Origin of the sequence: Herminiimonas sp. CN, assembly GCF_000622895.1 — a bacterium.
Lineage (GTDB): Bacteria > Pseudomonadota > Gammaproteobacteria > Burkholderiales > Burkholderiaceae_D > AVCC01.
Window position 1 is genome coordinate 1 of the sequence record NZ_AVCC01000053.1, and the last position, 23,279, is coordinate 23,279.

Below are 23,279 nucleotides of genomic sequence, written 5' to 3' on the forward strand. Positions count from 1 at the left end.
TAATAAAATAGATATACTCTATTGTTTTTTTAGGCAAATAGCACCCTAAGCTGCATTCGTGTCGGCCGTGTCTTTCTGGAAATGTCCAATTCCTGCCTGCATTAAAATAAGGAGCAACGCTGCTACTGTTCTTGATGCGAATTGGAATAATTAACTGCATTCCCGTATATGCAGTTCCGCCAGTTGCAGATATTCTCTGGCGCGGCGCGGCCATTCCGCCGAATGGCGGAATTTTTCCTCATCGAGATGCCGGATCGCAATGGCAGCCCGTATGCACGCCCGGTAGCTCTGGTAAAAATGCACCAGTGCGGGAGCCGGCCTGTCGCCTGAAATTTTTTCGTAATTTTTGAGAAGCAGGGCGCCGAAGTCGCTTGCATCCAGTCGCTCACATTCGAGTGCCAGAAAGCCCAACTCGTCGACGGCATCGACTTGCCGCATCTGGGGCGAAAATTCGAGGCAGTCGATGATCACCAGATCCGGCCGCAGGCAGATATGTTCAGGCCGTAGGTCGCCATGGCCTTCGATGATCTTTCCCGCAAGCACGCGCTCGTCGAACAATCCTGACATGTGCTGCAAGGCAGTGTGTTGCGCCGCGCAAACCCGTTTCACCTGCTCAACCGGCAGTTGATAGGCGGGTGCGCTCAACGTTCGCAAGTTCTGTTCGATCGTGGCCAGAAATCGATTGCGGTAAGCGGCAGGATGTATGGCAACAGGCGGCAATGCATGGTAGAAGCTGCTGAGCAGCGCCGCGATTTTGCCAATGTCTTCCGCGTGTGCGGTGCCGTCCCTGATCGCGTAATCCAGCATGTGCCGGGCAGGGAGCCGGCGCATTTTGATCAGGAAATCGATTGCGACGCCGCAACCGTCCAACTGAAGATGCCCGACCTGGTCGACGGTGAGCGACACCACGCCCACGTATACCGTCCCGGCAAGGCGCCGGTTCAGCCGGACTTCTTCATCGCAAAAGTGGTGTCTCGCCGCAATCGTACGAAAGTCGAGTGCGTCGTAATGCACCGGTTTCTTTAATTTATACGCGTAGCCATCAGTCAGGAAAATCCATGACATATGGGTCTCCATCGTCTCCACGCGATAGGTCGGCTCAGGAAAACTGGTCGGCTGCCGAAGGAACGCAACCTTCGATTCAAGAGCGATATCGTCAAGCGGCAACACCATCATGAATACCTTTTAGGTTCTGAGCAACGCCGATGAACGCCGCGCCGCAGGGCAATTTCGTGCTGCGACTTTGGTCGCTTGCGCAATTTCCTTGGAAATCCTGCCTGAAGCGAGCCATCCCTGAATTTGACATGTCTCAAGCTACTGCGGTTTTGACGCACGTCAATCTCCCGTTCCGGCGCTGCGTGATTATTAAAACGGATTGCAGATTTTGTGTTTTTTGAGCATAGCCAAGCTCGAAAACCATAGCGCTGCCTTTTTACCGTTTTCTATCAGGAGAAAATCCATGAAAAAAGAGAATTTATCATCTGCCGGTTTTCAGCATGGCAGGCATTTTGGGACGATATACGATACGAACGACGATCCATATCAACGAGACAAACTGTCTGAACCCGCGGTATGCAGCGATTGTGGTGCGGTCTACCATGACGGGCGGTGGCAATGGATACTCCCGACCGCCAATGCACACAAAACACAATGTCCTGCCTGCAAAAGAATCCACGAAAAATTACCCGCAGGATATGTGTCAATAGAAGGCGAATTTGCGCAAAAGCATTCTGAGGAAGTGCGCAGCCTTATTCAGAATGTGGAGGCGCATGAAAAATCCGAGCATCCGTTGCAGCGGATCATGTCAATCGAAGAAAACGCTGGCAATCTGTTGATTACAACCACGGACATACACTTGGCACGCGGCATCGGCGAGGCATTGCACAACGCGTATAAAGGCGATTTGAATTTCCATTACAACAAGTCCGAGTATCTGTTGCGGGTGCATTGGCAGCGTTAGAATTCGCGGCATACCCGCCCCGACAGCCTTGCATGATCCGGCAAGACATGCCGGCATGTCTCTGAATCCGCGTAGCTAACATACGCATTTACACCAATTACCAACCGGAGGTTGTTGTATGGCAACCAAAATACAAGTCGTTTTCTATAGCATGTACGGCCACATTTATCAGATGGCGGAAGCGATCGCCGAAGGCGCTCGCGAAGTCGAGGGCGCGGAGGTTACCCTGTTACAGGTGCCTGAACTGATGCCGGATGATGTACTGGAGAAATCGGGGGCGAAGGCATCACGGCAAGCCTTTGCCCATGTTCCAGTGGCGACGCCGAACCATCTGGCCGATGCGGATGCCATCATCTTCGGCACCCCTACGCGCTTTGGCAACATGTGCGGGCAAATGAGAAATTTCCTCGATCAGACCGGAGGATTGTGGATGAGCGGAGCTCTGGTTGGCAAAATCGGCAGCGTGTTTACCAGCACGGCGACTCAGCATGGCGGCCAGGAAACCACATTAACCAGCTTCCATACGACCTTGCTTCACTTGGGGATGATTATCGTCGGCTTGCCCTATTCCGAAGCACGACAAATGACGATGGCTGAAATATCCGGCGGCAGCCCTTATGGTTCGTCCACGATTGCCAGCGGAGACGGGACTCGCATGCCAAGTGAAAACGAGCTTGAAATGGCGCGTTTTCAGGGCAGGCATGTCGCCCAGATTGCTAAAAAACAGGCTGCGAAATAACCGCGTCCATACGCAAATGTTTATCCGAACGGTTTCAATGTGCCGATGCAGAAGCAGGGTGTGACTCCACAGGTGCGATTGTTTGATTTTTTCAGAATTTGTGTTTTGTATCCGACTGCTGGAGTGTCCAGATCCAGGCGGGTGGGATATTGCGCAGAACGAGATTCTGGCGCTTCCAAACAAGAGCCCGATGTGGCGATCTGAATGGAACACGTTGACCATAAGTGTACTGGACAAGTCGCCTTTCCGGACTTGCCAGCAAAAAATCTCTTAGCAGAGCAATAACTGGCATCGCGATGGTTTCGGGGAGGCTTCGGAACGGCAAGGACGAAACCACCACCGATTGGTCAGGGATACCCTTGATCAAGTCTTGCCTGGACTGAATGGTATCGGCCACCACTATGCCCTTCCCGAAGCGCCGTTCCAGAGCGGCTGCCATTGGTCCATCCTGCTCGACCACCACTAACGTCACCTCTGGAAATTTCTCACGCAAGTACCGCGTAATGGCCCCCGTTCCCGCACCCAGTTCAATAATATGCCGCGCGCCGCGCGCGTGCTGACACAGCGCCTTGGCTAGAAATACCGACGATGGCGCAATTGCTCCCACCAAACCGGGGGCTTTCAGATAACTAAGGAAGAATTTTGCGCTCAAAACCAGGCTTTCTTGGTGTTCGCAAGGGCACATATAGCGGAAGAAATATCGGGAGCATTATTGATCCCGCCGCTTTGACACCAGATAAACACCGTCTGAACGCAGGATAGTATCTGGCGTATGGTTTTGCCAAGGTCTACTTGTTTGTCATTCGAATGATTTGGACAATACAATCATCAATTGACCCGCCTCATGGGTGTCTGTCCAGACTTGCTGTAATAACGCGCTTGGCGTGGCTTGCGACTACTTCGCACAATGGGCCGCTGTATCGATTGCCCGTTTTAATGTGATGCGTCACTTTACATATTTTTTTATTTTCTTGTAGCAATTTCCGTCTAATTGTAATTTCTGAACGTGCCAGCGTGATTGTCTGATTCTTTCCGTTGCATAAGATGAATTTGCCTGCTGTGCTAGCGCATCTAGCTGCTCAATCTGGCTTTTGTAGCTGTCGCAATATGGGCTTATTTTTTTGGGTATTTCGAGTGATGCAACTGGAGCCGAATTTCGTTCTCGATTACGCTTGTTCTCTGCGGCCATTCGTTCAATTGTGGCATTTACGATTGCGCGATCAGGACTAACAATACCTGCTGATTCTTCAATTTTTACAGCTACGCTTTTTGCGCCTGGTGCACATTCGGTATCTGAGTAAATGATCTTTCCGGCCAGAATGCATTTATTGATGCCGCTCGATTTTGGTTGGCTTGTTTGGGGCGCAATTTCCGGCGCTTGTTCTATGGGGGCAGATGCGCGGCGCTGGTCAATGTTGGTTTGACCGTTCGTGTTGTTTTGTATCTGCTTTATCGATTTGCTCAATAATGCAATGCCTCCGAACACGACAATGCAGGCCAGCAGTAAAGAGAAGATGGTTCCCTTGTTCATTCCAGAATGCTCCTTGTCGGCCTGATACTCTTGGTTATTTTATTACCATTATGTAACTAGAATTGTTTTCTTGAGATTTTCTGATCGCGGAAGATCGCAAGTCGATTTACGCATGCATTCGCAACGAGTATCGGCAAAATGACTAGCCTTCTTCGTTTGATTTAACATAATATAAATTATGCGAAGTTTTGTACTACCCAATATCAACCCTGTGGCCGCTACATTAGCGGCTTTTTTGTTGCCCGAAAGAAAACATGAAATATCCAAACTTGCGCTATGGGAATCCGAACGAAATGGCGTATTACGCGCGCGGCGTGGCGATCAAGGTGCTGGCCAAGCGCCTGCGCCGCTCCGAGCGCTCGGTGCGCGACTGGCTGGCCGGCAACAAGAAAGTGCCGTGGTGGATCCCGGAGTTGATGCGGTTGCAGCATATGGAGGCCGCCGAGCGGCACCGGCAGATGGGTTTCGGCAAACTGTCGCCCAAGATGAGGCTGGTTACCGGCGATGTGATTGAGTTGCAGCAGGCGAAAAAGCAGCCAGTTGCCGCACCAATGGAAGAAGCCGCAGTTGTTCCGGCGCAGATATCGGTCTGCTAAGATGCGAATCTCTTAACACAGGGAAACAATAATGAATAAATGGATTTACTCATTGATGACGATATGCCTATTAATCGCCGCGCCAGTGTATGCAGCGCGCCCAGCTGGCTTTTATCCACCATCCGATAGTCTCGATTCGAATGAAACGATGGTATCTAACGCCGCAGTAACCAGGGCGCCACGAATCAACACATCTTGCCGTGATACGGGACGTAACAGCATGCAATGCCAAGTTAGAAATATCGGAAATGAAGCCGGTGAAAGCTGCGTTGATGTCGTCAAGATTTGCAACGATGGCGAACATGTGTCAACCGTTTGTTCCGGCCGTCTCGAGCCCGGCGCAATTGACAGTAAGGTTATTGTCTCATTTTCACCGAAAGTAAAATTGTTTGGACACTGTGCCGGAATCGAGTTCAGAAACAATGCATCTTATTAATACCGCCCCCTGTACAAATAAAAAGCCCCGTTATGGGGCGTTTTTTCTATTTCTTGTACTTGCGGAACTGACCGGTGCTTTTGCTCGGCGGCGTGCGTTTTTTCGTCATTTCAGGTCCCCTATCAGCTGTGATGATGTGACCAGTTGCCGTCCGCCGACTCCATATAGGATTGCACCGCATCCTTTTGGCCGGTTGCGTAGCGCGTCAATTCACCGCAGGTGCAGATGCCTTGATACGGCTGGATGTGCGAACAGGAGGATACTTTTTGCAGGAATACCTTGACCGGCTTGCTGCATTTCTTGCATTTAAAGGTAAGGATTCTGGCGGGCTTATTACTCATTTTCTTCCTGATTAAAATGGTTCTTGATATGGATATTGGTCTTGCATCAAGCGACCGCGAGGCGCCACAGCGACGTCAGTTCCGCCGCGCGCGCTTGATGCAGCGCATCGCTGGCATCGCTGGCGCGCGGATGCTGCGGCCGGATGTCGGTTCTGTCCACGATTTTCAGCCCGGCACTATCGAAGGCAGCCAGCAACTCGGCGCGGGTGCGCAAGCCCAGATGCTCGGCCAGGTCTGACAGTATCAGCCAGCCTTCGCCGCCCGGCTCCAGATGTGCGGCCAGTCCGTTCAGAAAGCCGAGCAGCATGCGGCTGTCGGGATCGTAGATCGCGGATTCTATCGATGCGCTCGGGCGTGCCGGCAGCCACGGCGGGTTGCAGACGATCAGCGGCGCGCGGCCGGCCGAAAACAGGTCTGCCTTTATGAATTCGACCTGCCCGGCCAACCCGAGCCGGGCGATGTTTTCACTGGCGCAAGCCAGCGCGCGCGGATCCTGGTCGGTGCCGATGACGCGCCTGACGCCGCGCCGCGCCAGCACTGCGGCCAGCACGCCGCTGCCGGTACCGATGTCGAAAGCCAGCTCCAGCGACGGCAGCGGCGCGTTGGCCACTAGCTCCAGATATTCGCCGCGCAACGGTGAAAATACGCCGTAGTGCGGATGGATGCGCGCGCCGAGAGCCGCGATTTCAACCCCTTTTTTGCGCCATTCATGGGCGCCGATCAGGCCCAGCAGTTCGCGCAGCGAGATCACCGATGCGGCTTCGCCCGGACCATACGCCTCGATGCAAGCCTGTTGCACGTCGGGCGCGCGCCGCAGCGGGATCCGGTAGTCGGCCTCCAGCGGCAGCAACAGCATGGCCAGCGTGCGGGCGCGCTGGGCCTGCGCCTGGCGATGCAGGTGAAAGGCTTCGCTGGGTACTTCGGAGGTCTTCCTCGGCTTGCGGTCGGCGCGCCGCGCCAGCGCCTGCAGCAACTGGCGCGCGTTCTGGAAATCGCCGCGCCACAGCAGCGCAGTGCCTTCGCAGGCCAGCCGGTAGGCAGTGTCGGCCGCCATGCGGTCGTCGGCAACCTGGACCCGCTTGGGCGCCGGCGCTGCGCTTTCCGAATGCCAGCGCGCGCTGCGATCGGCGCCCTCTTCGCTCCAGCAAATGACCGGATAATTGCTCACCGCGACGCCTTGCGCTGACGGAGAATGCGTTGGCGCTGCAGCATCGGCAGCGCACTCAAATGAAAATGCATGAAATCGACCTGATAAGTGTTTATGAATAAGTATGTGAAGCAGCCGATGCTGGAGCTGCGATGCCGCTGACAGGCTCCAAGTCGGGGCTTACCTTTTGCCGGATTTTTCAAGCCGGTATTGCAATCCTTCGGCAATATCCTTGTGGCCGAATTTGAGCGCGAAATCAATCGCGCTCATGCCTTGCTGATTCTTCATTGTCGCGTCGGCCCCTTCATCAAGCAGCAGCTTGACCGTCAGGATGTGGCCGGAACGTGCCGCCATCATCATCGGCGTGGTACCGTTCGGCGATTCGGCATCGATGTAGGCGGACTTGTCCAGCAGCAATTGCACGATCTCGTTATTGCCTGCGGTTGCCGCGTAATGCAGCGCGGTCCAGCCGGGCTGGTTGACCTCGACGCCCTTGTCCAGCAGCGTTTGCACCACCTGCGGCAATCCTTTGTAGGCGGCCAGCATCAGGGCGGTGTTGCCGTTGAATGCGCGGGCTTCGAAGTCGATGTCGCGCGCATTGAGCAGCACCTCGATGACTTTTTTGGAGCCGCCCTGAATCGCCTGCATCAAGCCGGTCTCGCCGCGTTTGGCCTCGATTGCGTTAGAGTCGAAGCCGCGCCGGAGCAGCGATGCAACTTCGTCCGCATTGTCGTTGCCCACTGCACGAAAAAAATCGGTATACGCGTCAGCCAAGGCCGGCGGCGCAATCACTGCCAGCGCTGCACCGACTGCAATCGATCCGACAACCACGGCCAAACGCAGTTTCCGGCCGATGCTGCGGCTTGCATTAATGTTGATAATCGACATGAGAAGTTCAGCGTACGAGCTTGAATAGATTGAAAAAATTATCAGTAGTCTGTTGCGCAAGCTGGGCCAGCAGCACGCCTTTCAGGTCGGCCAGGTACTCCGCCACATGCTTGACGAAGCCCGGCTCGTTCATCTTGCCGCGATGCGGCACCGGCGCCAGATAAGGCGCATCGGTTTCGATCAGGATGCGTTCCAGCGGCACTGCACGCGCCACCGCCTGCAGCTCCTTGGCGCTCTTGAAGGTGACGATGCCGGAAAACGAGATGTAAAACCCCATCGCCATCGCCGCTTGTGCAACCTCCAGCGATTCGGTAAAGCAATGCATGACGCCGGCCGCGCCGCCGGCATCGGTGCCGGCGCCCTCCTGCTGCATGATCCGTATCGTATCGGCGGCGGCAGCGCGGGTATGGATGATGAGCGGCTTGCCGCTCGCCCTGGAAGCGCGGATATGGACGCGAAAGCGCTCGCGCTGCCATTCCAGGTCGCCCTGCAGGCGGAAGTAATCGAGGCCGGTTTCGCCGATCGCGATGACTTTCGGATGCTGCGCCAGCGCCAGCAGCTGCTCGACGCTCGGTTCCGGGGTGTCGGCGTAATCGGGATGGACGCCGACCGAGGCGTAAATATGCGGATATTGCTCGGCCAGCGCCAGCACTTGCGGAAAATCCGGCAGGTCGACGCTGACGCACAGCGCATGCGTGACACGGTTTTCCGCCATGCGGGCCAGAATTTCGGGCATCCTGGCTGCGAGCTCGGGGAAATTGATGTGGCAATGAGAATCGATATACATGCTGTGAATTTTACGCGCATCCGCCGGAATCCGGCCCATGCAACCATAAATATGGAGTATGGCGAAAAATATTGAATATCTCTTAATATATAAGCGATATTAAAAAATACATATTGCAGTATAAGTCGCCGCCAAAACGCCGGAAAAATCTGCTTCCGCTGCCCGGGAAGGCAAACTTACCCTACCCGCTTGCCCAGGATCAGCAAATCGCGCTCGACGCCGTCGAGCGTGGCCACCCGCGGCAACAGCGCCCAGCGCTCGAAACCGAAGCGGTCGAACAGCCCCAGGCTGGGCTGGTTGTGGCCGAAGATGAAGCCGAGCAAGGTATGCACGCCGATTCTCGGCGCGAAATCGATCGCCTGCGCCAGCAGATAACGGCCCAATCCCTTGCCGCGGGCGTCCTGATGCAGATAGATCGAGAGTTCGGCGGTGCCGGCGTAAGCGGGCCTGCCATAGAAATCCGAGTATGACAGCCAGCCGAGGATGCCGTCGCCCGATTCAACCACCCACAGCGGCCGCTTGTCGGGCGTGTGCTGCGCGAACCAGGCTTGGCGCGAGGCGACGCTGACAGGTTCGGTATCGGCGGTGACCATGCGCGATGCGACAGTCGAATTGTAGATGGCGACGATGGCCGGCAAATCCTCGGAACAGGCAGTGCGATGGGTGTGCGGCATCTTATAGAGTGTGGGTGGCGCGGGTTGAATTCAGGGCGCTCCCCAGCAGTGCCTCGATCGAGAGTTTGACGCGCTTGCCGCTATCATCGTCCGGAAAATGCACGCCGATGCCTTGCGTCTTGTTGTTTTGCGCGTCGGCCGGCGTGATCCACGCGACCGTGCCGGCAATCGGGTATTTGTTCGGATCGTCCATCAGCGACAGGATCAGGTAGATCTCGTCGCCCAGTTTGTAGGATTTGCTGGTCGGCACGAAAATGCCGGCATTCTTCAGCAACGGCATATAGGCCGCGTACAGCGCCGATTTTTCCTTGATCGACAGCGACAGCACCGACGGCCGGCCGATCGGTGTTGCGGCTGCCGCCGTGGGTGCTGCGGCTGCGCTAGCGTCGTTCATGCGGGTCCTTTCAAGGGAATAAGGTCAAATAGTCCAGCAACATGTCTTCAATGAACAGCTTGGCCGACAACGGATGTTCGGCGATCGCGCGGCGCTGGCCGGCGGCCTTCTGGAGCCGCAGCAGGGCGTCCGGTTCGATCCGTTTCGCCAGCGCTGCAAGCGCGTCGTGCTGCGCCGGATAGTATCGGACCTTGCCGGCCAGTTTGACAGAAAGCAGATCGAACAACCAGCGCTGCAGCCACGTGACCAGTCGGGTTGCCGATACCTTTTGCAGCCGATCGGCGACCTTCAGCAATGCGTCGGCGCTCGGTTTTGCCAGCAGCGCCAGCAGCGTATCGATTTCGTCGCGATTGCCGGCCTGCGCCTCGGCGCAGGCCGCCAGCGGCGCCCCGCCCTCTTCGGCCAGCCAGACCGCCGCGTCGCTTACGCCTTGCTGCTGCAGCCAGGCCAGCGCCTGCTCGGTCGACGGCATGCTCAGCGCGAATTTGCGGCAGCGCGACAGGATGGTCGGCAACAGCCGTTCGAGGTTGCTGGTGACCAGCAGAAACACCGTGTCCGGCGCCGGCTCCTCCAGGGTTTTCAGCAAGGCATTGGCGGCCATTTCATTGAGCGCCTCGGCCGGATACAGCACGATCACGCGCTTGCCGCGCCGGTGCGTGGAAATGTTCATGAAATCGGCCAGCGCCCGGATCTGGCCGATCTTGATTTCCTTGGACGGCGCCTTGGCGGTTTTTGCGCTTTTCTTGCCGTCCTCGGATTCCGTCTCGCTGCCCGCTTCGCCGCCTTCCGGCTCCAGTATTTCCGGCCGCACGCGCCGATAATCGGGGTGGCTGTACTGTGCGAACCAGCCGCAGGAGCCGCATTGGCCGCAGGCATGGCCGTCCGCGCCCGGCGCATCGCACAGCAGCGCTTGCGCCAGATGCTCGGCAAACACGGTTTTGCCTATCCCCTGGGCGCCGTGCAGCAGAATCGCATGCGGCAGCCGGTCGCGCTGTTGCTGCAACTGCTGCCACGCTGTTTGCTGCCAGGGGTAAATCGAATTATTCATTAATAATCAAAATATTATGATTTTTCATTAAAGTGAAATATCAGCTTTAAGAGTGTGATTATCAGAGACTTGCAATGATTTCTTCAAGCGCTGCGCGTACATTGGCGATCGGCTCGGCGGCATCGATGATGCGAAAGCGCTGCGCAAACTGCGCGGCGCGGCGCAAATATTCGGCCCGCGTGGCGGCAAAGAAATCCGCCCGCTCCTGTTCGAACTTGTCCAGCATGCGGCTGGCATCCAGCCGCGCCCGCGCTACCTCCAGCGGCACGTCGAACAGCAGGGTCAGGTCGGGCTGCAGATGCGGATGCACCCATTGCTCCAGCACGTCGAGCTTGTGCAGGTCGAGCTTGCGGCCGCCGCCCTGATAGGCGAAAGTGGCATCGGTAAACCGGTCCGAGATGACCCAGTCGCCGCGCGCCAGCGCCGGCTCGATCACTTGCGCGATATGTTCGCGGCGGGCTGCAAACATCAGCAGGGCTTCGGTTTCCAGGTGCATTTTTTGATGCAGCAGCAGCTCGCGCAGCTTTTCGCCCAGACTGGTGCCGCCCGGCTCGCGGGTCGTGACCACGGTCTTGCCGGCGGTTTCGAGCAGGCCGGCGACGAAGCCGATATGGGTCGATTTGCCGGCGCCGTCGATGCCTTCAAAAGTGATGAATTTTCCGCGTACCGGATTGTGCACAGCTAGTTTCCTCCACGGATGTATTTGTTGACGGCCCGGTTATGGTCGCCCAGATTGCTCGAAAACTGGCTGCTGCCGTCGCCGCGCGCGACGAAATACAGCGCATCGGTGTTGGCCGGCGCCAGCGCTGCCTGCAGCGATTCGGCGCCCGGCAAGGCGATCGGAGTCGGCGGCAAGCCGCTGCGGGTGTAGGTATTGTAGGCAGTGTCGGCTTGCAGGTCGCGCTTGCGGATGTTGCCGCTGTATTGCTCGCCCATGCCGTAAATCACGCTCGGATCGGTCTGCAGCATCATGCCGGCTTTCAGCCGGTTGACGAATACGCTGGCAATCGTGCTGCGGTCTTCCTTCCGGCCGGTTTCCTTTTCGACGATGGACGCCATGATCAACGCCTCATACGGGCTCTTGTACGGCAGGCTGGCAGCGCGCTTGCTCCAGGCGTCATTCAGATGCGACGCCAGTTCGGCATTGGCCTGGCGATAAACCTGCAGGTCGCTCGCGCCCTTGGCGAACAGGTAGGTGTCGGGGAAAAACAGGCCTTCCGGATGCTTGGCGTCCAGCGGGATTTTGGCCAGCAGTTGCGCATCGGTAAGGTCGACGGTGTCGTGCTTCAGGCCCGGGTGCTCGGCTACCGCACGGCGCATTTGCCGGAAAGTCCAGCCCTCGATGATGACCAGCGACTCCTGCGCGAACTGGCCGCGCACCAATTGCCGCAGCAGCGTACGGGGCGTGGCGCCGGGCTTCAGTTCGTAGCTGCCGGCCTTGATCTTGTCGGCTTGCCAGGTAACGCGCGCCAGCAGCGTCAGCAACGCGGGATTGACCGGAACCCCGGCAGCGACGATTTGATCGGCGGCATCGCGCAAATGGCTGCCGGGCCTGACGGTAAACGGTACCGCTTGCTCGCCGCTCTTGCCCTGGATTGGCTGGCCGGCCCAGAAGTAGATGGCAGCGCCGGTCAGCAGTGCCAGCATGATGCATATTGCGAATAATTTTTTCAGAAAAGACATGTCTGGTGGCGGCGAAGGTGGTGGTTTCGGCGTAATTTTTTTAGCGGCTCTATAATCGCCGACAATGATAAAGCATCGGCCGCGCCGGAATGCGGTATCGGGCGCGACTGAACGATTTAGTTTACGACTGACAACTGCGGCGTTTTCGGATGACGCCGATTTATTTGATGCGGCATGATAAAGCCGCATCCTCTCGCGGGGGCAGGAGAGAACGGGGCACGATGGGATCTGGGCTTCATCGTGCCGCATCAATAACGATAATTCTAAACATATGACAACGATGATGAATAATTGGTTGCAATTTATGGCGGCGCAAGGCGCGCACTTTAGCAGCGACAATCCAGCCGATGTGCTGCACTTCGACCAGCCTGCGGCGCTGGCAACGCTGGAGGCCGGCTTCGTCGCGCCGCTGGGCGACCTCGGCGTGATCGCTGCCGGCGGCGAAGATGCCGCCAGTTTTTTGCATAATCAGCTGACCAACGATGTGGCTCACCTGGGCGCGGATGAAGTGCGGCTGGCCGGCTACTGCACGCCCAAGGGCCGCCTGTTGGCCACATTCGTGATGTGGCAGTCGGCCGATGCGATTTTGCTGCAATTGCCGCGCGCGCTGCAGCCGTCGATCCAGAAGCGCCTGCAGATGTACGTGATGCGCGCCAAGGTCAAATTGACCGACCTGAACGACAGCCACGTATTGCTGGGACTGGGCGGACGGGCCGCCGCCGCCGCGCTGCAAGCCTGGTTCCCTGCCCTGCCGGCGGCACCGTATGCCTGCGTCAGCAATGACTGCGGCACCTTGCTGCGTCTGGCCGATGCCTTCGATGCCCCGCGCTACCAGTGGCTTGCCAGCGCAGCTGCGGCGCAAGCTGCCTGGCCGGCGCTGACCGCACAGCTGGCGGCAGCCGGCAGCAGCGCCTGGCGCCTGTCGGGCATCCGGGCCGGCGTGCCGCAAATCACCTTGTCGACGCAGGAACAGTTCGTGCCGCAGATGCTGAATCTGGAGCTGATCGGCGGCGTCAACTTCAAGAAGGGCTGCTATCCCGGCCAGGAAATCGTGGCGCGCATGCAGTATCTGGGCAAGCTCAAGCGCCGCATGCTGGCAGCCAGCATCAGCGCTCCGGCTGTGGCTGCCGGGATGGAAGTCTTCTCCAGCAGCGATCCGGACCAACCGTGCGGCATGGTCGTCAATGCCGAGCGCAGCGCCGGCGATGATTTCGATTGCCTGGTCGAGCTCAAGCTGGCCGCCAGCGCCGAAGGCGCACTGCATCTGGGCAGCGCCGGCGGTGCGCCGCTGCAGCTGCGCACGCTGCCGTACGCGTTGCCGGACGATTCCGAATGATTTTTGGCTGAAAAACATACTGCACATTGTATTTTTTAATATCGCTTTAAAAACATGCGATAAAGCATGTTTTTTGCCATACCCCATGCATTTTGAGCTGCAAAGGCAAGCCTGAATGGATTACTACATTTATTACCGGGTCAGCGAAGCGCAGGCGCAAGCGTTGCGCGGCAAGCTGTTGCCGATGCAGGCCGCTTTGCAGCAGCAATGCAGGATCAGCACTGCGCTCAGGCGCCGCCTTGACAGCCGGGATGGCTGCCAGACCTGGATGGAAGTCTATCTGGCGGTGCCGGACGGCTTCGATGCGACCTTGGCCGAAGCCGTGGCTGCGGCGGAAATTGCGCCGCAGATCGATGGCGAACGCCATCTTGAACGTTTTATAGCCGTTTTATAGCCGTTTTATAGGCTGATTGGAAACCCGCTTATGTGCCTGATCGTTTTCGCCTGGCAGGTCATGCCCGACATGCCGCTGATTGCCGCCGCCAATCGCGATGAATTCCTGGATCGCCCGACCGCGCCCGCGATGGCCTGGGATGATTACCCGCAAATCTACGCCGGACGCGATCTGCAGGCCGGCGGCAGCTGGATGGGCATCACCCGGCCGGACGGCCGTTTTGCCGCCGTCACGAATATCCGCGCGCCGTCCGAAAAGCGCAGCGATGCGCCGTCGCGCGGCACTCTGGTGGCCGATTTCCTCAGCGGCGACATGAGTCCGCGCAGCTACATCGACGCCCTCCGCGACGCGAGTGCGCAGTACAACGGCTTCAACCTGCTGGTCGGCGACCGCGAGCAACTAATCTGGTTTTCCAATCGCGGCGGCGCCGATGCCCGCAACGGCCTGCCGCTGGCGCCGGGAATTTACGGCATATCGAACGCGCTGCTCGATACGCCGTGGCCGAAAGTGGTGCGCACCAAGGCGCAATTCGGCAGCCTGCTGTGCCAGCGCGCACCGGAAGACGCCTATTTCGACATGCTGTTCGACACCACGCCCGCCGCCTCCGATTGCCGCTTGCCGCAGACCGGCATCGACATCGAACTGGAACGCCTGCTGTCGGCGCCCTATATCGAAGCGCCCAATTACGGCACCCGCGCCTCGACGCTGGTGCAGCTCTATAACAATGCCCCTGCCGCGCTGATCGAAAGAACCCGCTAAAAGATATGCCGCATGTGGACATGCGGTATGCCGGCATCCTGGTATTGCTCGCCTTCGCGCACGAAGCCGTGGCGCGCATAGAATGCTTCGGCGTGGGTCTGGGCGCTGAGTTCCACCTGGCGCTCGCCGCGCTGCTGCGCCTGCTGCATCAGCGCCAGCAATAGCGCGGCGCCGACGCCGCTGCCGCGCGCTTCCTTGTGCACCGCCATGCGGCCGATATGGCCGTCCGGCAGCAGGCGCCCGGTACCCACCGCGCGCTCCACGCCCGCGCCATCCGGCATGAAAGCGACCGCATGCACGCATTGCGCATCCATCTGGTCCCATTCCATTTCGAGCGGGACTTTTTGCTCCAGCACAAAAACCGCATAGCGAATCGCCTGCGCTGCGGTTTTTTGGGTCGGCCAGTCGCCGAGTGCGATGCGAATTGTCATGATGATTGGGCAGGAAGTTTTTGGAAGAACGCAGTTTACGCCAGTTTCATGCTCGCGCGCAGATGCCGGTCGGCACAAAATACGGGCACAGCACCGAGGCGCCGATCGGCGCCGCGGCCAGTTGCAAGTCGTGGTACAGCGATTCCGACAATGCCGCCACCGCGTGCTTGGAGACGTTATAGACCCCCATTGCCGGCGCATTCAGCAGGCCGGCCATCGAGGCGGATGATCAGTCGCCCACCTGGCCGGCCAATGCATCCTTGTCGGCCGGAAGGCGGCGCAGGTATTTGAAGGTGCCCATTGCCTTAGCCACCAGTCTGTCGCCGTTGCGCACCTCCCCTTCGCAGAAGCACAGGGTAGTGGAACGATGGAATGCCTTGCCGGTGGCGATCAGGCGGCTGCCCGGCTTGCCGCCGGGTTGCACGAAGCTGGTGTTCATCTCGACCGTGATCGCGCCCTTGGCCTGCGGAAAAATCGAACGTCCGGCCAGCGACATCGCCACATCGAGCAGCGTCATCGTCAGGCCGCCGTGGGCGACCGCCCAGCTGTTCATGTGGCGCCCCTGCAGATCGACCGCGACCTGCGCCTGGCCGTCGCCCATGCTGACGAGCTCGACCCCGATCTCATTGAGGAACGGGATGTCGGTCGGAAACGGAATTTTGGCGGGCATCAGACTGCGCTCACGCCGGCTTCGATGCCGCGGCGGCCCAGGTGCGCGACCGCCAGCACGATTCTTGCGCCCAGCTCGCCCAGCGCTTCGGCGATCTGCCGCCCGAGCCCGCGCGGGCCGCCGCTAACCGGCGCGGCTTTTCCTTGTAAATCAAACAGTTGCTGCACTGTGCGCATAGTTTTTTCCTTTGTTGCGGGTTAAGCCCGGCATGACGTAACGCGACGCCTGCCCGCGGGCGCATCATCCCGCTTTATTTTTCAATAATAACCGGTGTATGCATCAAAATAATGCATTTACCGCTTGTATATAAGTGGATACTAAAAATACACGGCGTTGTATAAATTGCCGCCGCAACTGCTTACCGCGCATAATCCATGCACTGTCGGGCCTGCCGCACCGCGCCGATGAAGGGCTTGATCGCCTGGTGCGCCGGATGCTCCTGATAGGCGTCCAGCGCTGCTGCCGATGCGAATTCCGAATACAGCACCACGTCGTAAGTCGCCTCCATGCCGTCCTGCGCCAGCGCGACTTCGAACTTCAGGATGCCCGGCACGATGGCGCTGCAGGCATCCAGCATCTGCTTCATCTTGACCGCATTGGCGGCCTTGTCCGCGCCTTCGGCGCGGTCTTTCAACTGCCACATGACGATGTGCTTGATCATGGTTTCGATCCTGTTGACGTGAGTGTAAAAAGCAGCCACCTTAAAACCAGGCGCGCCGCATGTCCAGTTCTGCGTGGATCCTAAGCCAATTCGAACAGGCCGGCAGCACGCGGCCGCCGCGCGTGGCGCCGTGGGCCATGTTGCAAGCGCCCTTCCGGGATGTGGCCAGAGCAGCGCGGGCGGTCGATACGATAACGGCATCGGTCATGAAAATCTCCTGATTGTCGGTGGTGCGTATCGGTTTTTTTGCGGATGCATCCCGGCCTGTTTGCAGCAAAGCCCGTTCATGGGGTCTGGGGAGCAATGGAACAGCCAACCGACTTAAGAGTGATTCCATCCTTCTCAGAACTCATCTTTCGGTGAAAATTCACAAAAATCGTTTCGAGAATGCATTTTGAGAGCCGAAAACGCCCATTGCATCGTGGACGTGCCCATCAATATTGAGAATCTAAAAAATGGTCGTTTTCGAGAGTGGCCGTGGCAAAGCCTTTGCTGTAGAGGCTTTCAAGCCTGTGCATGAGGCTTAAGCCAGATCACCGTTCAACCGCACCCCAGACCCCTTCATTGAGCGGATGTGGCGAATCGCAGAATGGCATAATTTAGAACGATCGTTCGCAAACATGCAAGGATGCTGAACTCCCATCCTGCCGCCTGGCCTCGCGGCGCCGGCACTTTGAATTTTCGCGCAAGAATCACGTAAGTTTGAAAGCTGAAACTCAGGCACCGCCTGGGTTAGCACGTTGCGCACCAGACCCTGTAAAAATAAGTAGCTTGAGGAGAAAGAATGGCGCCCGCACCACCGCCTGCGCACGTCATCACGACAGAAGAACTGAAGGTGATTTTTGCATCCTCGCTGGGTACCATCTTCGAATGGTATGATTTTTACCTGTACGGCTCGCTGGCCACCATCCTGGCCCGGCAGTTTTTCTCCGGCGTGGATGAAAATACCGGCTTCATCTTTGCACTGCTGGCATTTGCCGCCGGTTTCATCGTGCGCCCGTTCGGCGCGCTGATTTTCGGCCGCCTGGGCGACATGATCGGACGCAAATCCGTCTTTCTGCTGACGATCCTGATCATGGGCAGCGCGACCTTCATTGTCGGCCTGCTGCCGAGTTACGCGTCGGTCGGAATTGGCGCGCCGATTGCACTGGTTACCATGCGCATCCTGCAGGGCCTGGCCTTGGGCGGCGAATACGGCGGCGCTGCAACTTACGTCGCCGAACATGCGCCGCATCACAAGCGCGGCATGTTTACCTCCTGGATCCAGACCACCGCAACGCTGGGCCTGCTGCTGTCGCTGCTGATCATTCTGGGCATGCGCAGCGCCGTCGGCGAAGAAGCGTTCCAGGATTGGGGCTGGCGCATTCCGTTCCTGGTGTCGATCTTTCTGCTGGCGGTGTCGGTCTGGATCCGCATGTCCCTGAACGAGTCGCCCGCGTTTGCGCGGATGAAGGCGCAAGGCAGGACTTCCCGGGCCCCGCTGACCGAATCCTTCGGCCGCTGGAAAAACATGAAGATCGTCATCCTGGCGCTGTTCGGCCTGACCGCAGGCCAGGCCGTGGTCTGGTACACCGGCCAGCTGTACGCGCTGTTCTTCCTGATCCAGACCCTGAAGGTCGACGGCCAGACCGCAAATCTGCTGATTGCCGCCTCGCTGCTGCTGGGAACGCCGTTTTTCATCGTTTTCGGCGCACTTTCCGACAAGATCGGCCGCAAGCCGATCATCATGGCCGGCTGCCTGCTGGCCGCACTGACGTATTTTCCGATCTTCAAGGCCATCACGCATTACGCCAATCCGGCGCTGGAAGCCGCGCAGGCCAGCGCTCCGGTAGTCGTCAAGGCCGACCCGGCCGAGTGCCATTTCCTGTTCAATCCGACCGGCGTGAAGAAATTCGACTCTTCCTGCGACATCGCCCGCACCGCGCTGACCCAGGCTTCCGTCAATTACGAAACCGTGGACAGCCCTGCCGGTTCGGTCGCCGCAATCCAGATCGGCGCGCAGGTGCTGACAGGATTTGACGCCACCGGGCTGAGCGCAGAAGAAGCCGCACGGCAAACCGCCGCCTTCACCAAACAAATGACGACCGCGCTGAAAGCGGCAGGCTATCCCGGCAAGGCCGACCCGCAACAGGTCAACCACGGCATGCTGCTGTTCCTGCTGTTCGTGCTGGTGCTGTTCGTGACCATGGTGTACGGCCCGATCGCGGCGCTGCTGGTGGAACTGTTCCCGACCCGCATCCGCTACACCTCGATGTCGCTGCCTTACCACCTCGGCAACGGCTGGTTCGGCGGCTTTCTGCCCACCACCACCTTTGCGCTGGTGGCCTTCAGGGGCGACATTTACTACGGCTTGTGGTATCCGGTGCTGATTGCGCTGATGACCTTCATGGTCGGCATGCTGTGCATCAGGGAAACCCGCGGCAAGGACATTTACGCCGGCGATTAGTCGCATTAGCCGCCGATTGCTATCGACACGCCGGAGGTTACAATCAAGCCTACTTGCAATCGTCAGGAGAATCGCATGGCATCCGGAAAAATTCTTGTAGCGCAGGGCGGCGGCCCGACTGCGGTGATCAACCAGTCGCTGGTGGGCGTGACGCTGGAGGCGCGGCGCTTTCGCGAGATCGAGCTGGTGTATGGCGCCCGCTGCGGCGTGCGCGGCATCCTGGATGAAGATTTCCTCGACCTGACGCAGGAAACCAGCCAGAACCTGGAACTGGTCGCCAATACGCCCTCGTCGGCGCTGGGCTCGACCCGCGACAAGCCGGACGTCAAGTATTGCCAGGAGATCTTCAAGGTACTGCGGGCGCACCAGATCGGGCACTTTTTCTACATCGGCGGCAACGATTCCTCCGACACCGTGCGCATCGTCAGCCAGGAGGCGCAAAAGGCGGCCTATCCGCTGCGCTGCATTCACATCCCGAAGACGATAGACAACGACCTGGTCGGCAGCGACCACACGCCCGGCTTCCCCTCGGCCGCGCGCTTTGTGGCGCAGGCGTTTGCCGGCGCCAACCTGGATAACGCCTCCCTGCCCGGCGTGTATGTCGGCGTGGTGATGGGCCGCCACGCCGGCTTCCTGACCGCGGCCGCGGCGCTGGGCAGGAAGTATCCGGACGACGGGCCGCACCTGATTTACCTGCCCGAGCGCACCTTCGCGCTGGAGCAGTTCCTGGCCGACGTGAAAGCCGTGCATGATCGGATCGGGCGCTGCGTGGTTGCGGTGTCCGAAGGCATCCACGATGCATCCGGCACGCCGATTGCCAGCCTACTGGTCAAGGATCAGGAGCGCGACGCGCACGGCAACGTGCAACTCTCGGGCAACGGCGCGCTGGCCGACCTGCTGTGCGAGGAAATCAAGAACAAGCTCCAGATCAAGCGCGTGCGCGGCGACACCTTCGGCTACCTGCAGCGCTCGTTCATCGGTTGCGTGTCCGACGTCGACCAGCGTGAAGCGCGCGAAGTCGGCGAGAAGGCGCTGCAATTTGCGATGCGCGGCGGCCGCGACGGTTCGGTGGCGATCCGGCGCAGCGGCGATTACGCGGTCGATTATGCGCTGCTGCAGTTGCAGGAGGTGGCCGGCAAAACGCGCGTGATGGAGGATGCCTTCATCGCCGCGTCCGGCACCGACGTCACCGAAGCCTTCCGCCAGTACCTGCGCCCGCTGCTGGGTGCCGGCATGCCGGATGTGTTCCGGCTGCGGGCCGAACCGGTCGCCAAGGTACTTGCGGGCGCCGGCTGACGCTTGCCGATGCCCGCCCCCATGCGCCAGTTTTTCGATTCGCACCACCATCCGCGGCTGTTCTTCGCCCTGCTGCTCGGGGCTGCGGCCGTATTTACCTTGCCCGATTCCTGGCTCTGGGTCACCCGCATCCTGGCCGGATGGAATATCGCAGTCTGGTTGTATTTAAGCCTGATGGCGTGGCTGATGATGCGCGCCAGCCATGTCATGGTGCAAAAAATCGCCGAGCAGGAAGACGAAGGCGCGGTGGCGGTGCTGGCCATCATGTCGATCAGCGCCATCGCCAGCCTGGCTGCCATCATCCTGGAGCTGGCCGCAGCGCACGGCTTGCCGGCCAGCCAGCGCGTGCTGCACTATGCGTTTACCGGCGCTACCATATTAGGTTCATGGAGCCTGATCGGCACCATGTTTACCGTCCATTACGCTCGCATGTTTTACCGCACCCCGGACAGCCAGCGTCCGCTCGGGTTTCCGAACCATGAAGCAAATCCGGATTACTGGGATTTCCTGTACTTTTCATTCACCATCGCAGTAGCGGTGCAAACCTCGGATGTCGCGGTTCTGAATCGGCCGATGCGCAAGGCGGTGCTGGCGCAATCGCTGCTCAGCTTCCTGTTCAACGCGGCGATTCTGGGGTTTTCGGTGAATATTGCGGCGGGCTTGCTGGCGGCTTAAGATGTCACCTTGAATATGCAGGGTATATCAAAAAACAATGGATATTCCGCAGTATTTTATTGCGTAGTTTTAATATACACATGCATGTATATTTACGTTTCGCGCTACGGAGCGAATAGGAAAACGGCCATACTGCGGTGGCCGTTCCTTGTCAGATACCGCAAGCCAGCTCAGCCGTTGAAGGTTTTTCCCTGATCGGCCAGCCTGTGCAGCAACGGCGCCACTTTCCATGCGTCGCCATTGCGACCCTGCGCGTATTTTTCCATTGCCATCACCAGGTTCGGCAAACCGATGGTGTCGGCATAGAACAGCGGGCCACCGCGGAACAGCGGGAAGCCGTAGCCGCTCAGGTACACGATGTCGATGTCGGAGGCGCGCTGGGCGATGCCTTCTTCGAGTATGTACGCGGCTTCATTGACCAGCGAGAACACCAGCCGCTCGACGATTTCGGAGTCGCCGACCTTGCGCCGCGCAATGCCCAGATCGGCCGAGTGCCGGACGATCATGTCGTTGACCGCTTGCGACGGATACGCGTTGCGGTCGCCGGCCTTGTAGTCGTACCAGCCGGCTTGCGTTTTCTGGCCGAAACGCCCCATTTCGCACAGCAGGTCGGCGGTTTTCGAGTAGACGATGTCGGGCTTGTCGAGATAGCGGCGTTTGCGGATATGCCAGCCGATATCGTTGCCGGCCAGGTCGCCCATGCGGAACGGCCCCATCGCGAAGCCGAATTGTTCGACCGCTTTATCGACCTGCTCCGGCAGGCAGCCCTCTTCCAGCAGGAAGCCGGCCTGGCGGCTGTACTGCTCGATCATGCGGTTGCCGATGAAGCCGTCGCACACGCCCGAGACGACGCCGGTTTTCCTGATCTTTTTCGCCAGCGCCATGACGGTGGCCAGCACATCCTTGCCGGTGTGCGCGCCGCGCACGATTTCCAGCAGCGTCATCACGTTGGCCGGGCTGAAGAAATGGGTGCCGATCACGTCTTGCGGCCGTTGCGTAAAACCGGCGATGCGGTTCACGTCCAGCGTCGAGGTATTGGTGGCCAGAATCGCGCCCGGCTTCATCACCGCATCGAGTTTCTTGAACACCGCTTCTTTCACCTCCATGTCCTCGAACACCGCTTCGATCACGATATCGGCCTGGCCGATGTCTTCATACGACAGCGTGCCCTTGATCAGCCTGATGCGCTGCTCGCATTTTTCGGGCGCAAGCTTGCCCTTCTTCACGGTGTTTTGGTAATTCTTGCGGATCGTGTCCAGCCCCTTGTCCAGCGCCTCCTGCTGCATTTCCAGAATGGTGACCGGGATGCCGGCATTGGCGAAATTCATCGCGATGCCGCCGCCCATGGTGCCGGCGCCGATCACGGCCACCGCATGGATCGCGCGCAGCGGCGTATCGGCCGGCACGTCGGCAATCTTGCCGGCCGCCCGTTCGCTGAAGAATGCATGGCGCAGCGCCTTCGATTCGGTCGTCTGCATCAGCGCCATGAACAGGTCGCGTTCGAACTTCAGGCCGTCATCGAACCGCATGGTGAGCGCTGCGGCCACCGCATCCACGCATTTCAGCGGCGCCGGGAACGGGCCGGCCATCGCCCTGACCGTATTGCGCGAGCGCTGGAAAAACGCTTCATGGTTCGGGTAATCGATCGCGATGTCGCGCACCTTCGGCAGCGGACGCACGTCGGCCACCTTGGCGGCGAAGGCAAGCGCGCCCGGCATCAGGTCGCCTTCGATGATCTGGTCGAACAAGGCGGTTTCCGCCAGTTTTTCCGCCGCAACCGGGGTGCTGGAGACGATCATGTTCAACGCCATTTCAACTCCGACCACGCGCGGCAGGCGCTGGGTGCCGCCGGCGCCGGGCAAGAGCCCGAGCTTGACTTCCGGCAGCGCGATTTGCGCGCCCGGCACCGCGACCCGATAGTGGCAACCCAGCGACAGCTCCAGCCCGCCGCCGACACAGACCGAATGGATCGCCGCAATCACCGGTTTGGTCGAGTTTTCAACCGTATTGATGACGGTGTACAGGGAAGGCTCAGTCAATGCTTGGGGTGAATTGAATTCCCTGATATCGGCGCCGCCGGAGAATGCCTTGCCGGCGCCGGTAATCACCACCGCCTTAACCGCATCGTCGGCCAGCGCCTTTTTCATCCCTTCGACCATGGCGCTGCGGGTTGCGAGTCCCATGCCGTTGACCGGCGGATTGTTCAGGGTAATGACGGCAATCGCGCCATGAACTTGATATTCAGCAGTCATGACTGCTCCTTTGCGTTGAAGGTATCTCTGGGGTTTTTATGATTTTTTTATGCTTATCAGGAGGAATGTTTCATCCGCCATTTTTTAACTATACCGCAAAAAGAACGATCGTATTATTTTAAGTTTTAGTAAAAA

Annotated in this window: 27 protein-coding genes and 2 pseudogenes; 10 read left to right on the top strand and 19 right to left on the bottom strand. The window is 58.8% G+C overall.

Annotated elements, in window-relative coordinates; all coding sequences use genetic code 11:
• Positions 1-150: 150 nt before the first annotated feature.
• Entirely contained in the window at positions 151-1,176 is a 1,026-nt protein-coding gene (locus HMCN_RS0111690) for a hypothetical protein (protein WP_155837546.1), read from the bottom strand.
• Between the two features lie 29 nt (positions 1,177-1,205).
• On the opposite strand from HMCN_RS0111690, the gene HMCN_RS19310 reads away from it, so the two are divergent.
• From HMCN_RS19310 to wrbA, 3 genes are all read left to right on the top strand, one after another.
• Positions 1,206-1,397 carry a hypothetical protein gene (locus tag HMCN_RS19310; protein ID WP_155837547.1) on the top strand — a complete coding sequence of 64 codons (192 nt, stop codon included), beginning with the start codon at positions 1,206-1,208 and terminating at the stop codon, positions 1,395-1,397.
• 62 nt (positions 1,398-1,459) lie between these two features.
• Positions 1,460-1,960: a BCAM0308 family protein gene (locus HMCN_RS0111700; RefSeq protein WP_025917571.1), complete on the top strand. Its 501-nt coding sequence runs from the start codon at positions 1,460-1,462 to the stop codon at positions 1,958-1,960.
• Positions 1,961-2,078: 118 nt separating this feature from the next.
• Positions 2,079-2,699, top strand: a complete 621-nt coding sequence (gene wrbA, locus HMCN_RS0111705; protein ID WP_025917572.1) for an NAD(P)H:quinone oxidoreductase — start codon at positions 2,079-2,081, stop codon at positions 2,697-2,699.
• 91 nt (positions 2,700-2,790) lie between these two features.
• Here wrbA and HMCN_RS0111710 read toward each other — a convergent pair whose 3' ends face one another.
• Both HMCN_RS0111710 and HMCN_RS19315 read right to left on the bottom strand, forming a co-directional pair.
• Positions 2,791-3,351, bottom strand: a complete 561-nt coding sequence (locus HMCN_RS0111710) for a class I SAM-dependent methyltransferase (protein WP_025917573.1) — start codon at positions 3,349-3,351, stop codon at positions 2,791-2,793.
• A 294-nt stretch (positions 3,352-3,645) separates the two neighbouring features.
• Positions 3,646-4,230, bottom strand: coding sequence for a hypothetical protein (locus HMCN_RS19315; protein WP_155837548.1), 585 nt, complete (start codon positions 4,228-4,230; stop codon positions 3,646-3,648).
• Positions 4,231-4,484: 254 nt separating this feature from the next.
• On the opposite strand from HMCN_RS19315, the gene HMCN_RS17675 reads away from it, so the two are divergent.
• Positions 4,485-4,826 carry a hypothetical protein gene (locus HMCN_RS17675; RefSeq protein ID WP_025917574.1) on the top strand — a complete coding sequence of 114 codons (342 nt, stop codon included), beginning with the start codon at positions 4,485-4,487 and terminating at the stop codon, positions 4,824-4,826.
• A gap of 558 nt (positions 4,827-5,384) precedes the next feature.
• Here HMCN_RS17675 and HMCN_RS0111720 read toward each other — a convergent pair.
• From HMCN_RS0111720 to mltG, 9 genes are all read right to left on the bottom strand, one after another.
• Positions 5,385-5,603, bottom strand: coding sequence for a hypothetical protein (locus HMCN_RS0111720; protein ID WP_025917575.1), 219 nt, complete (start codon positions 5,601-5,603; stop codon positions 5,385-5,387).
• A 46-nt stretch (positions 5,604-5,649) separates the two neighbouring features.
• Entirely contained in the window at positions 5,650-6,771 is a 1,122-nt protein-coding gene (locus HMCN_RS0111725) for a class I SAM-dependent methyltransferase (protein ID WP_025917576.1), read from the bottom strand.
• Between the two features lie 159 nt (positions 6,772-6,930).
• The gene (locus HMCN_RS0111730) at positions 6,931-7,638 is read right to left on the bottom strand and encodes an ankyrin repeat domain-containing protein (protein ID WP_081801495.1); all 708 of its coding nucleotides are present in this window, start codon (positions 7,636-7,638) and stop codon (positions 6,931-6,933) included.
• 7 nt (positions 7,639-7,645) lie between these two features.
• Complete coding sequence (locus HMCN_RS0111735; protein WP_025917578.1) at positions 7,646-8,425, bottom strand: TatD family hydrolase; 780 nt, start codon at positions 8,423-8,425, stop codon at positions 7,646-7,648.
• 176 nt (positions 8,426-8,601) lie between these two features.
• On the bottom strand, positions 8,602-9,099 hold the full coding sequence (locus HMCN_RS0111740; RefSeq protein WP_025917579.1) for a GNAT family N-acetyltransferase: 498 nt from the start codon (positions 9,097-9,099) through the stop codon (positions 8,602-8,604).
• A 1-nt stretch (position 9,100) separates the two neighbouring features.
• The gene (locus tag HMCN_RS0111745; protein ID WP_025917580.1) at positions 9,101-9,493 is read right to left on the bottom strand and encodes a PilZ domain-containing protein; all 393 of its coding nucleotides are present in this window, start codon (positions 9,491-9,493) and stop codon (positions 9,101-9,103) included.
• 10 nt (positions 9,494-9,503) lie between these two features.
• The gene (locus tag HMCN_RS0111750) at positions 9,504-10,541 is read right to left on the bottom strand and encodes a DNA polymerase III subunit delta' (RefSeq protein ID WP_025917581.1); all 1,038 of its coding nucleotides are present in this window, start codon (positions 10,539-10,541) and stop codon (positions 9,504-9,506) included.
• 61 nt (positions 10,542-10,602) lie between these two features.
• Positions 10,603-11,220, bottom strand: a complete 618-nt coding sequence (tmk, locus tag HMCN_RS0111755) for a dTMP kinase (protein WP_025917582.1) — start codon at positions 11,218-11,220, stop codon at positions 10,603-10,605.
• Positions 11,221-11,222: 2 nt separating this feature from the next.
• Entirely contained in the window at positions 11,223-12,224 is a 1,002-nt protein-coding gene (gene mltG / locus HMCN_RS0111760; RefSeq protein WP_193366416.1) for an endolytic transglycosylase MltG, read from the bottom strand.
• Positions 12,225-12,507: 283 nt separating this feature from the next.
• Here mltG and HMCN_RS0111765 point away from each other — a divergent pair, with 283 nt between their 5' ends.
• The 3 genes from HMCN_RS0111765 (at position 12,508) to HMCN_RS0111775 (ending at position 14,713) form a co-directional block, all read left to right on the top strand.
• On the top strand, positions 12,508-13,560 hold the full coding sequence (locus HMCN_RS0111765; protein ID WP_025917584.1) for a folate-binding protein YgfZ: 1,053 nt from the start codon (positions 12,508-12,510) through the stop codon (positions 13,558-13,560).
• A gap of 115 nt (positions 13,561-13,675) precedes the next feature.
• Entirely contained in the window at positions 13,676-13,954 is a 279-nt protein-coding gene (locus HMCN_RS0111770) for a DUF4936 family protein (RefSeq protein WP_025917585.1), read from the top strand.
• 30 nt (positions 13,955-13,984) lie between these two features.
• Entirely contained in the window at positions 13,985-14,713 is a 729-nt protein-coding gene (locus HMCN_RS0111775) for an NRDE family protein (RefSeq protein WP_025917586.1), read from the top strand.
• Here HMCN_RS0111775 and HMCN_RS0111780 read toward each other — a convergent pair.
• From HMCN_RS0111780 to HMCN_RS0111805, 6 genes and pseudogenes are all read right to left on the bottom strand, one after another.
• Positions 14,710-15,144, bottom strand: coding sequence for a GNAT family N-acetyltransferase (locus HMCN_RS0111780; protein WP_025917587.1), 435 nt, complete (start codon positions 15,142-15,144; stop codon positions 14,710-14,712). The genes HMCN_RS0111775 and HMCN_RS0111780 overlap by 4 nt on opposite strands.
• Before the next feature lie 61 nt (positions 15,145-15,205).
• A pseudogene (locus HMCN_RS19320) lies at positions 15,206-15,373 on the bottom strand (hypothetical protein); the annotation flags it as partial.
• Complete coding sequence (locus HMCN_RS0111790; RefSeq protein WP_035626850.1) at positions 15,374-15,814, bottom strand: PaaI family thioesterase; 441 nt, start codon at positions 15,812-15,814, stop codon at positions 15,374-15,376.
• 17 nt (positions 15,815-15,831) lie between these two features.
• Positions 15,832-15,990 (bottom strand): annotated as a pseudogene (locus HMCN_RS19325) (gluconate 5-dehydrogenase); the annotation flags it as partial.
• 182 nt (positions 15,991-16,172) lie between these two features.
• Entirely contained in the window at positions 16,173-16,475 is a 303-nt protein-coding gene (locus tag HMCN_RS0111800) for a Dabb family protein (protein ID WP_025917589.1), read from the bottom strand.
• A gap of 40 nt (positions 16,476-16,515) precedes the next feature.
• Positions 16,516-16,683 carry a hypothetical protein gene (locus tag HMCN_RS0111805; protein WP_155837549.1) on the bottom strand — a complete coding sequence of 56 codons (168 nt, stop codon included), beginning with the start codon at positions 16,681-16,683 and terminating at the stop codon, positions 16,516-16,518.
• 576 nt (positions 16,684-17,259) lie between these two features.
• Between HMCN_RS0111805 and HMCN_RS0111810 the strand changes: the two genes are divergently transcribed.
• From HMCN_RS0111810 to HMCN_RS0111820, 3 genes are all read left to right on the top strand, one after another.
• A complete protein-coding gene (locus HMCN_RS0111810; protein ID WP_025917591.1) occupies positions 17,260-18,921 on the top strand; it encodes an MFS transporter in 1,662 nt (553 codons plus the stop codon).
• Between the two features lie 75 nt (positions 18,922-18,996).
• On the top strand, positions 18,997-20,217 hold the full coding sequence (locus tag HMCN_RS0111815) for a 6-phosphofructokinase (RefSeq protein ID WP_025917592.1): 1,221 nt from the start codon (positions 18,997-18,999) through the stop codon (positions 20,215-20,217).
• A 21-nt stretch (positions 20,218-20,238) separates the two neighbouring features.
• On the top strand, positions 20,239-20,892 hold the full coding sequence (locus tag HMCN_RS0111820; RefSeq protein WP_025917593.1) for a DUF1345 domain-containing protein: 654 nt from the start codon (positions 20,239-20,241) through the stop codon (positions 20,890-20,892).
• 170 nt (positions 20,893-21,062) lie between these two features.
• Here HMCN_RS0111820 and HMCN_RS0111825 read toward each other — a convergent pair whose 3' ends face one another.
• The gene (locus tag HMCN_RS0111825) at positions 21,063-23,144 is read right to left on the bottom strand and encodes a 3-hydroxyacyl-CoA dehydrogenase NAD-binding domain-containing protein (RefSeq protein ID WP_025917594.1); all 2,082 of its coding nucleotides are present in this window, start codon (positions 23,142-23,144) and stop codon (positions 21,063-21,065) included.
• Positions 23,145-23,279 lie beyond the last annotated feature (135 nt).

What these genes read in the sequence shown, in the direction of transcription:
- HMCN_RS0111735 (WP_025917578.1), bottom strand. Translation starts at nt 8,425, where the DNA reads ATGTATATCGATTCTCATTGCCACATCAATTTCCCCGAGCTCGCAGCC.
- HMCN_RS0111780 (WP_025917587.1), bottom strand. Translation starts at nt 15,144, where the DNA reads ATGACAATTCGCATCGCACTCGGCGACTGGCCGACCCAAAAAACCGCA.
- HMCN_RS0111740 (WP_025917579.1), bottom strand. Translation starts at nt 9,099, where the DNA reads ATGCCGCACACCCATCGCACTGCCTGTTCCGAGGATTTGCCGGCCATC.
- HMCN_RS0111775 (WP_025917586.1), top strand. Translation starts at nt 13,985, where the DNA reads ATGTGCCTGATCGTTTTCGCCTGGCAGGTCATGCCCGACATGCCGCTG.
- HMCN_RS0111730 (WP_081801495.1), bottom strand. Translation starts at nt 7,638, where the DNA reads ATGTCGATTATCAACATTAATGCAAGCCGCAGCATCGGCCGGAAACTG.
- HMCN_RS0111810 (WP_025917591.1), top strand. Translation starts at nt 17,260, where the DNA reads ATGGCGCCCGCACCACCGCCTGCGCACGTCATCACGACAGAAGAACTG.
- HMCN_RS0111800 (WP_025917589.1), bottom strand. Translation starts at nt 16,475, where the DNA reads ATGATCAAGCACATCGTCATGTGGCAGTTGAAAGACCGCGCCGAAGGC.
- wrbA (WP_025917572.1), top strand. Translation starts at nt 2,079, where the DNA reads ATGGCAACCAAAATACAAGTCGTTTTCTATAGCATGTACGGCCACATT.
- HMCN_RS19310 (WP_155837547.1), top strand. Translation starts at nt 1,206, where the DNA reads ATGAACGCCGCGCCGCAGGGCAATTTCGTGCTGCGACTTTGGTCGCTT.
- mltG (WP_193366416.1), bottom strand. Translation starts at nt 12,224, where the DNA reads ATGTCTTTTCTGAAAAAATTATTCGCAATATGCATCATGCTGGCACTG.
- HMCN_RS17675 (WP_025917574.1), top strand. Translation starts at nt 4,485, where the DNA reads ATGAAATATCCAAACTTGCGCTATGGGAATCCGAACGAAATGGCGTAT.
- HMCN_RS0111820 (WP_025917593.1), top strand. Translation starts at nt 20,239, where the DNA reads ATGCGCCAGTTTTTCGATTCGCACCACCATCCGCGGCTGTTCTTCGCC.
- HMCN_RS0111815 (WP_025917592.1), top strand. Translation starts at nt 18,997, where the DNA reads ATGGCATCCGGAAAAATTCTTGTAGCGCAGGGCGGCGGCCCGACTGCG.
- HMCN_RS0111805 (WP_155837549.1), bottom strand. Translation starts at nt 16,683, where the DNA reads ATGACCGATGCCGTTATCGTATCGACCGCCCGCGCTGCTCTGGCCACA.
- HMCN_RS0111750 (WP_025917581.1), bottom strand. Translation starts at nt 10,541, where the DNA reads ATGAATAATTCGATTTACCCCTGGCAGCAAACAGCGTGGCAGCAGTTG.
- HMCN_RS19315 (WP_155837548.1), bottom strand. Translation starts at nt 4,230, where the DNA reads ATGAACAAGGGAACCATCTTCTCTTTACTGCTGGCCTGCATTGTCGTG.
- HMCN_RS0111690 (WP_155837546.1), bottom strand. Translation starts at nt 1,176, where the DNA reads ATGATGGTGTTGCCGCTTGACGATATCGCTCTTGAATCGAAGGTTGCG.
- HMCN_RS0111790 (WP_035626850.1), bottom strand. Translation starts at nt 15,814, where the DNA reads ATGCCCGCCAAAATTCCGTTTCCGACCGACATCCCGTTCCTCAATGAG.
- HMCN_RS0111700 (WP_025917571.1), top strand. Translation starts at nt 1,460, where the DNA reads ATGAAAAAAGAGAATTTATCATCTGCCGGTTTTCAGCATGGCAGGCAT.
- HMCN_RS0111770 (WP_025917585.1), top strand. Translation starts at nt 13,676, where the DNA reads ATGGATTACTACATTTATTACCGGGTCAGCGAAGCGCAGGCGCAAGCG.
- HMCN_RS0111825 (WP_025917594.1), bottom strand. Translation starts at nt 23,144, where the DNA reads ATGACTGCTGAATATCAAGTTCATGGCGCGATTGCCGTCATTACCCTG.
- HMCN_RS0111765 (WP_025917584.1), top strand. Translation starts at nt 12,508, where the DNA reads ATGAATAATTGGTTGCAATTTATGGCGGCGCAAGGCGCGCACTTTAGC.
- HMCN_RS0111720 (WP_025917575.1), bottom strand. Translation starts at nt 5,603, where the DNA reads ATGAGTAATAAGCCCGCCAGAATCCTTACCTTTAAATGCAAGAAATGC.
- HMCN_RS0111745 (WP_025917580.1), bottom strand. Translation starts at nt 9,493, where the DNA reads ATGAACGACGCTAGCGCAGCCGCAGCACCCACGGCGGCAGCCGCAACA.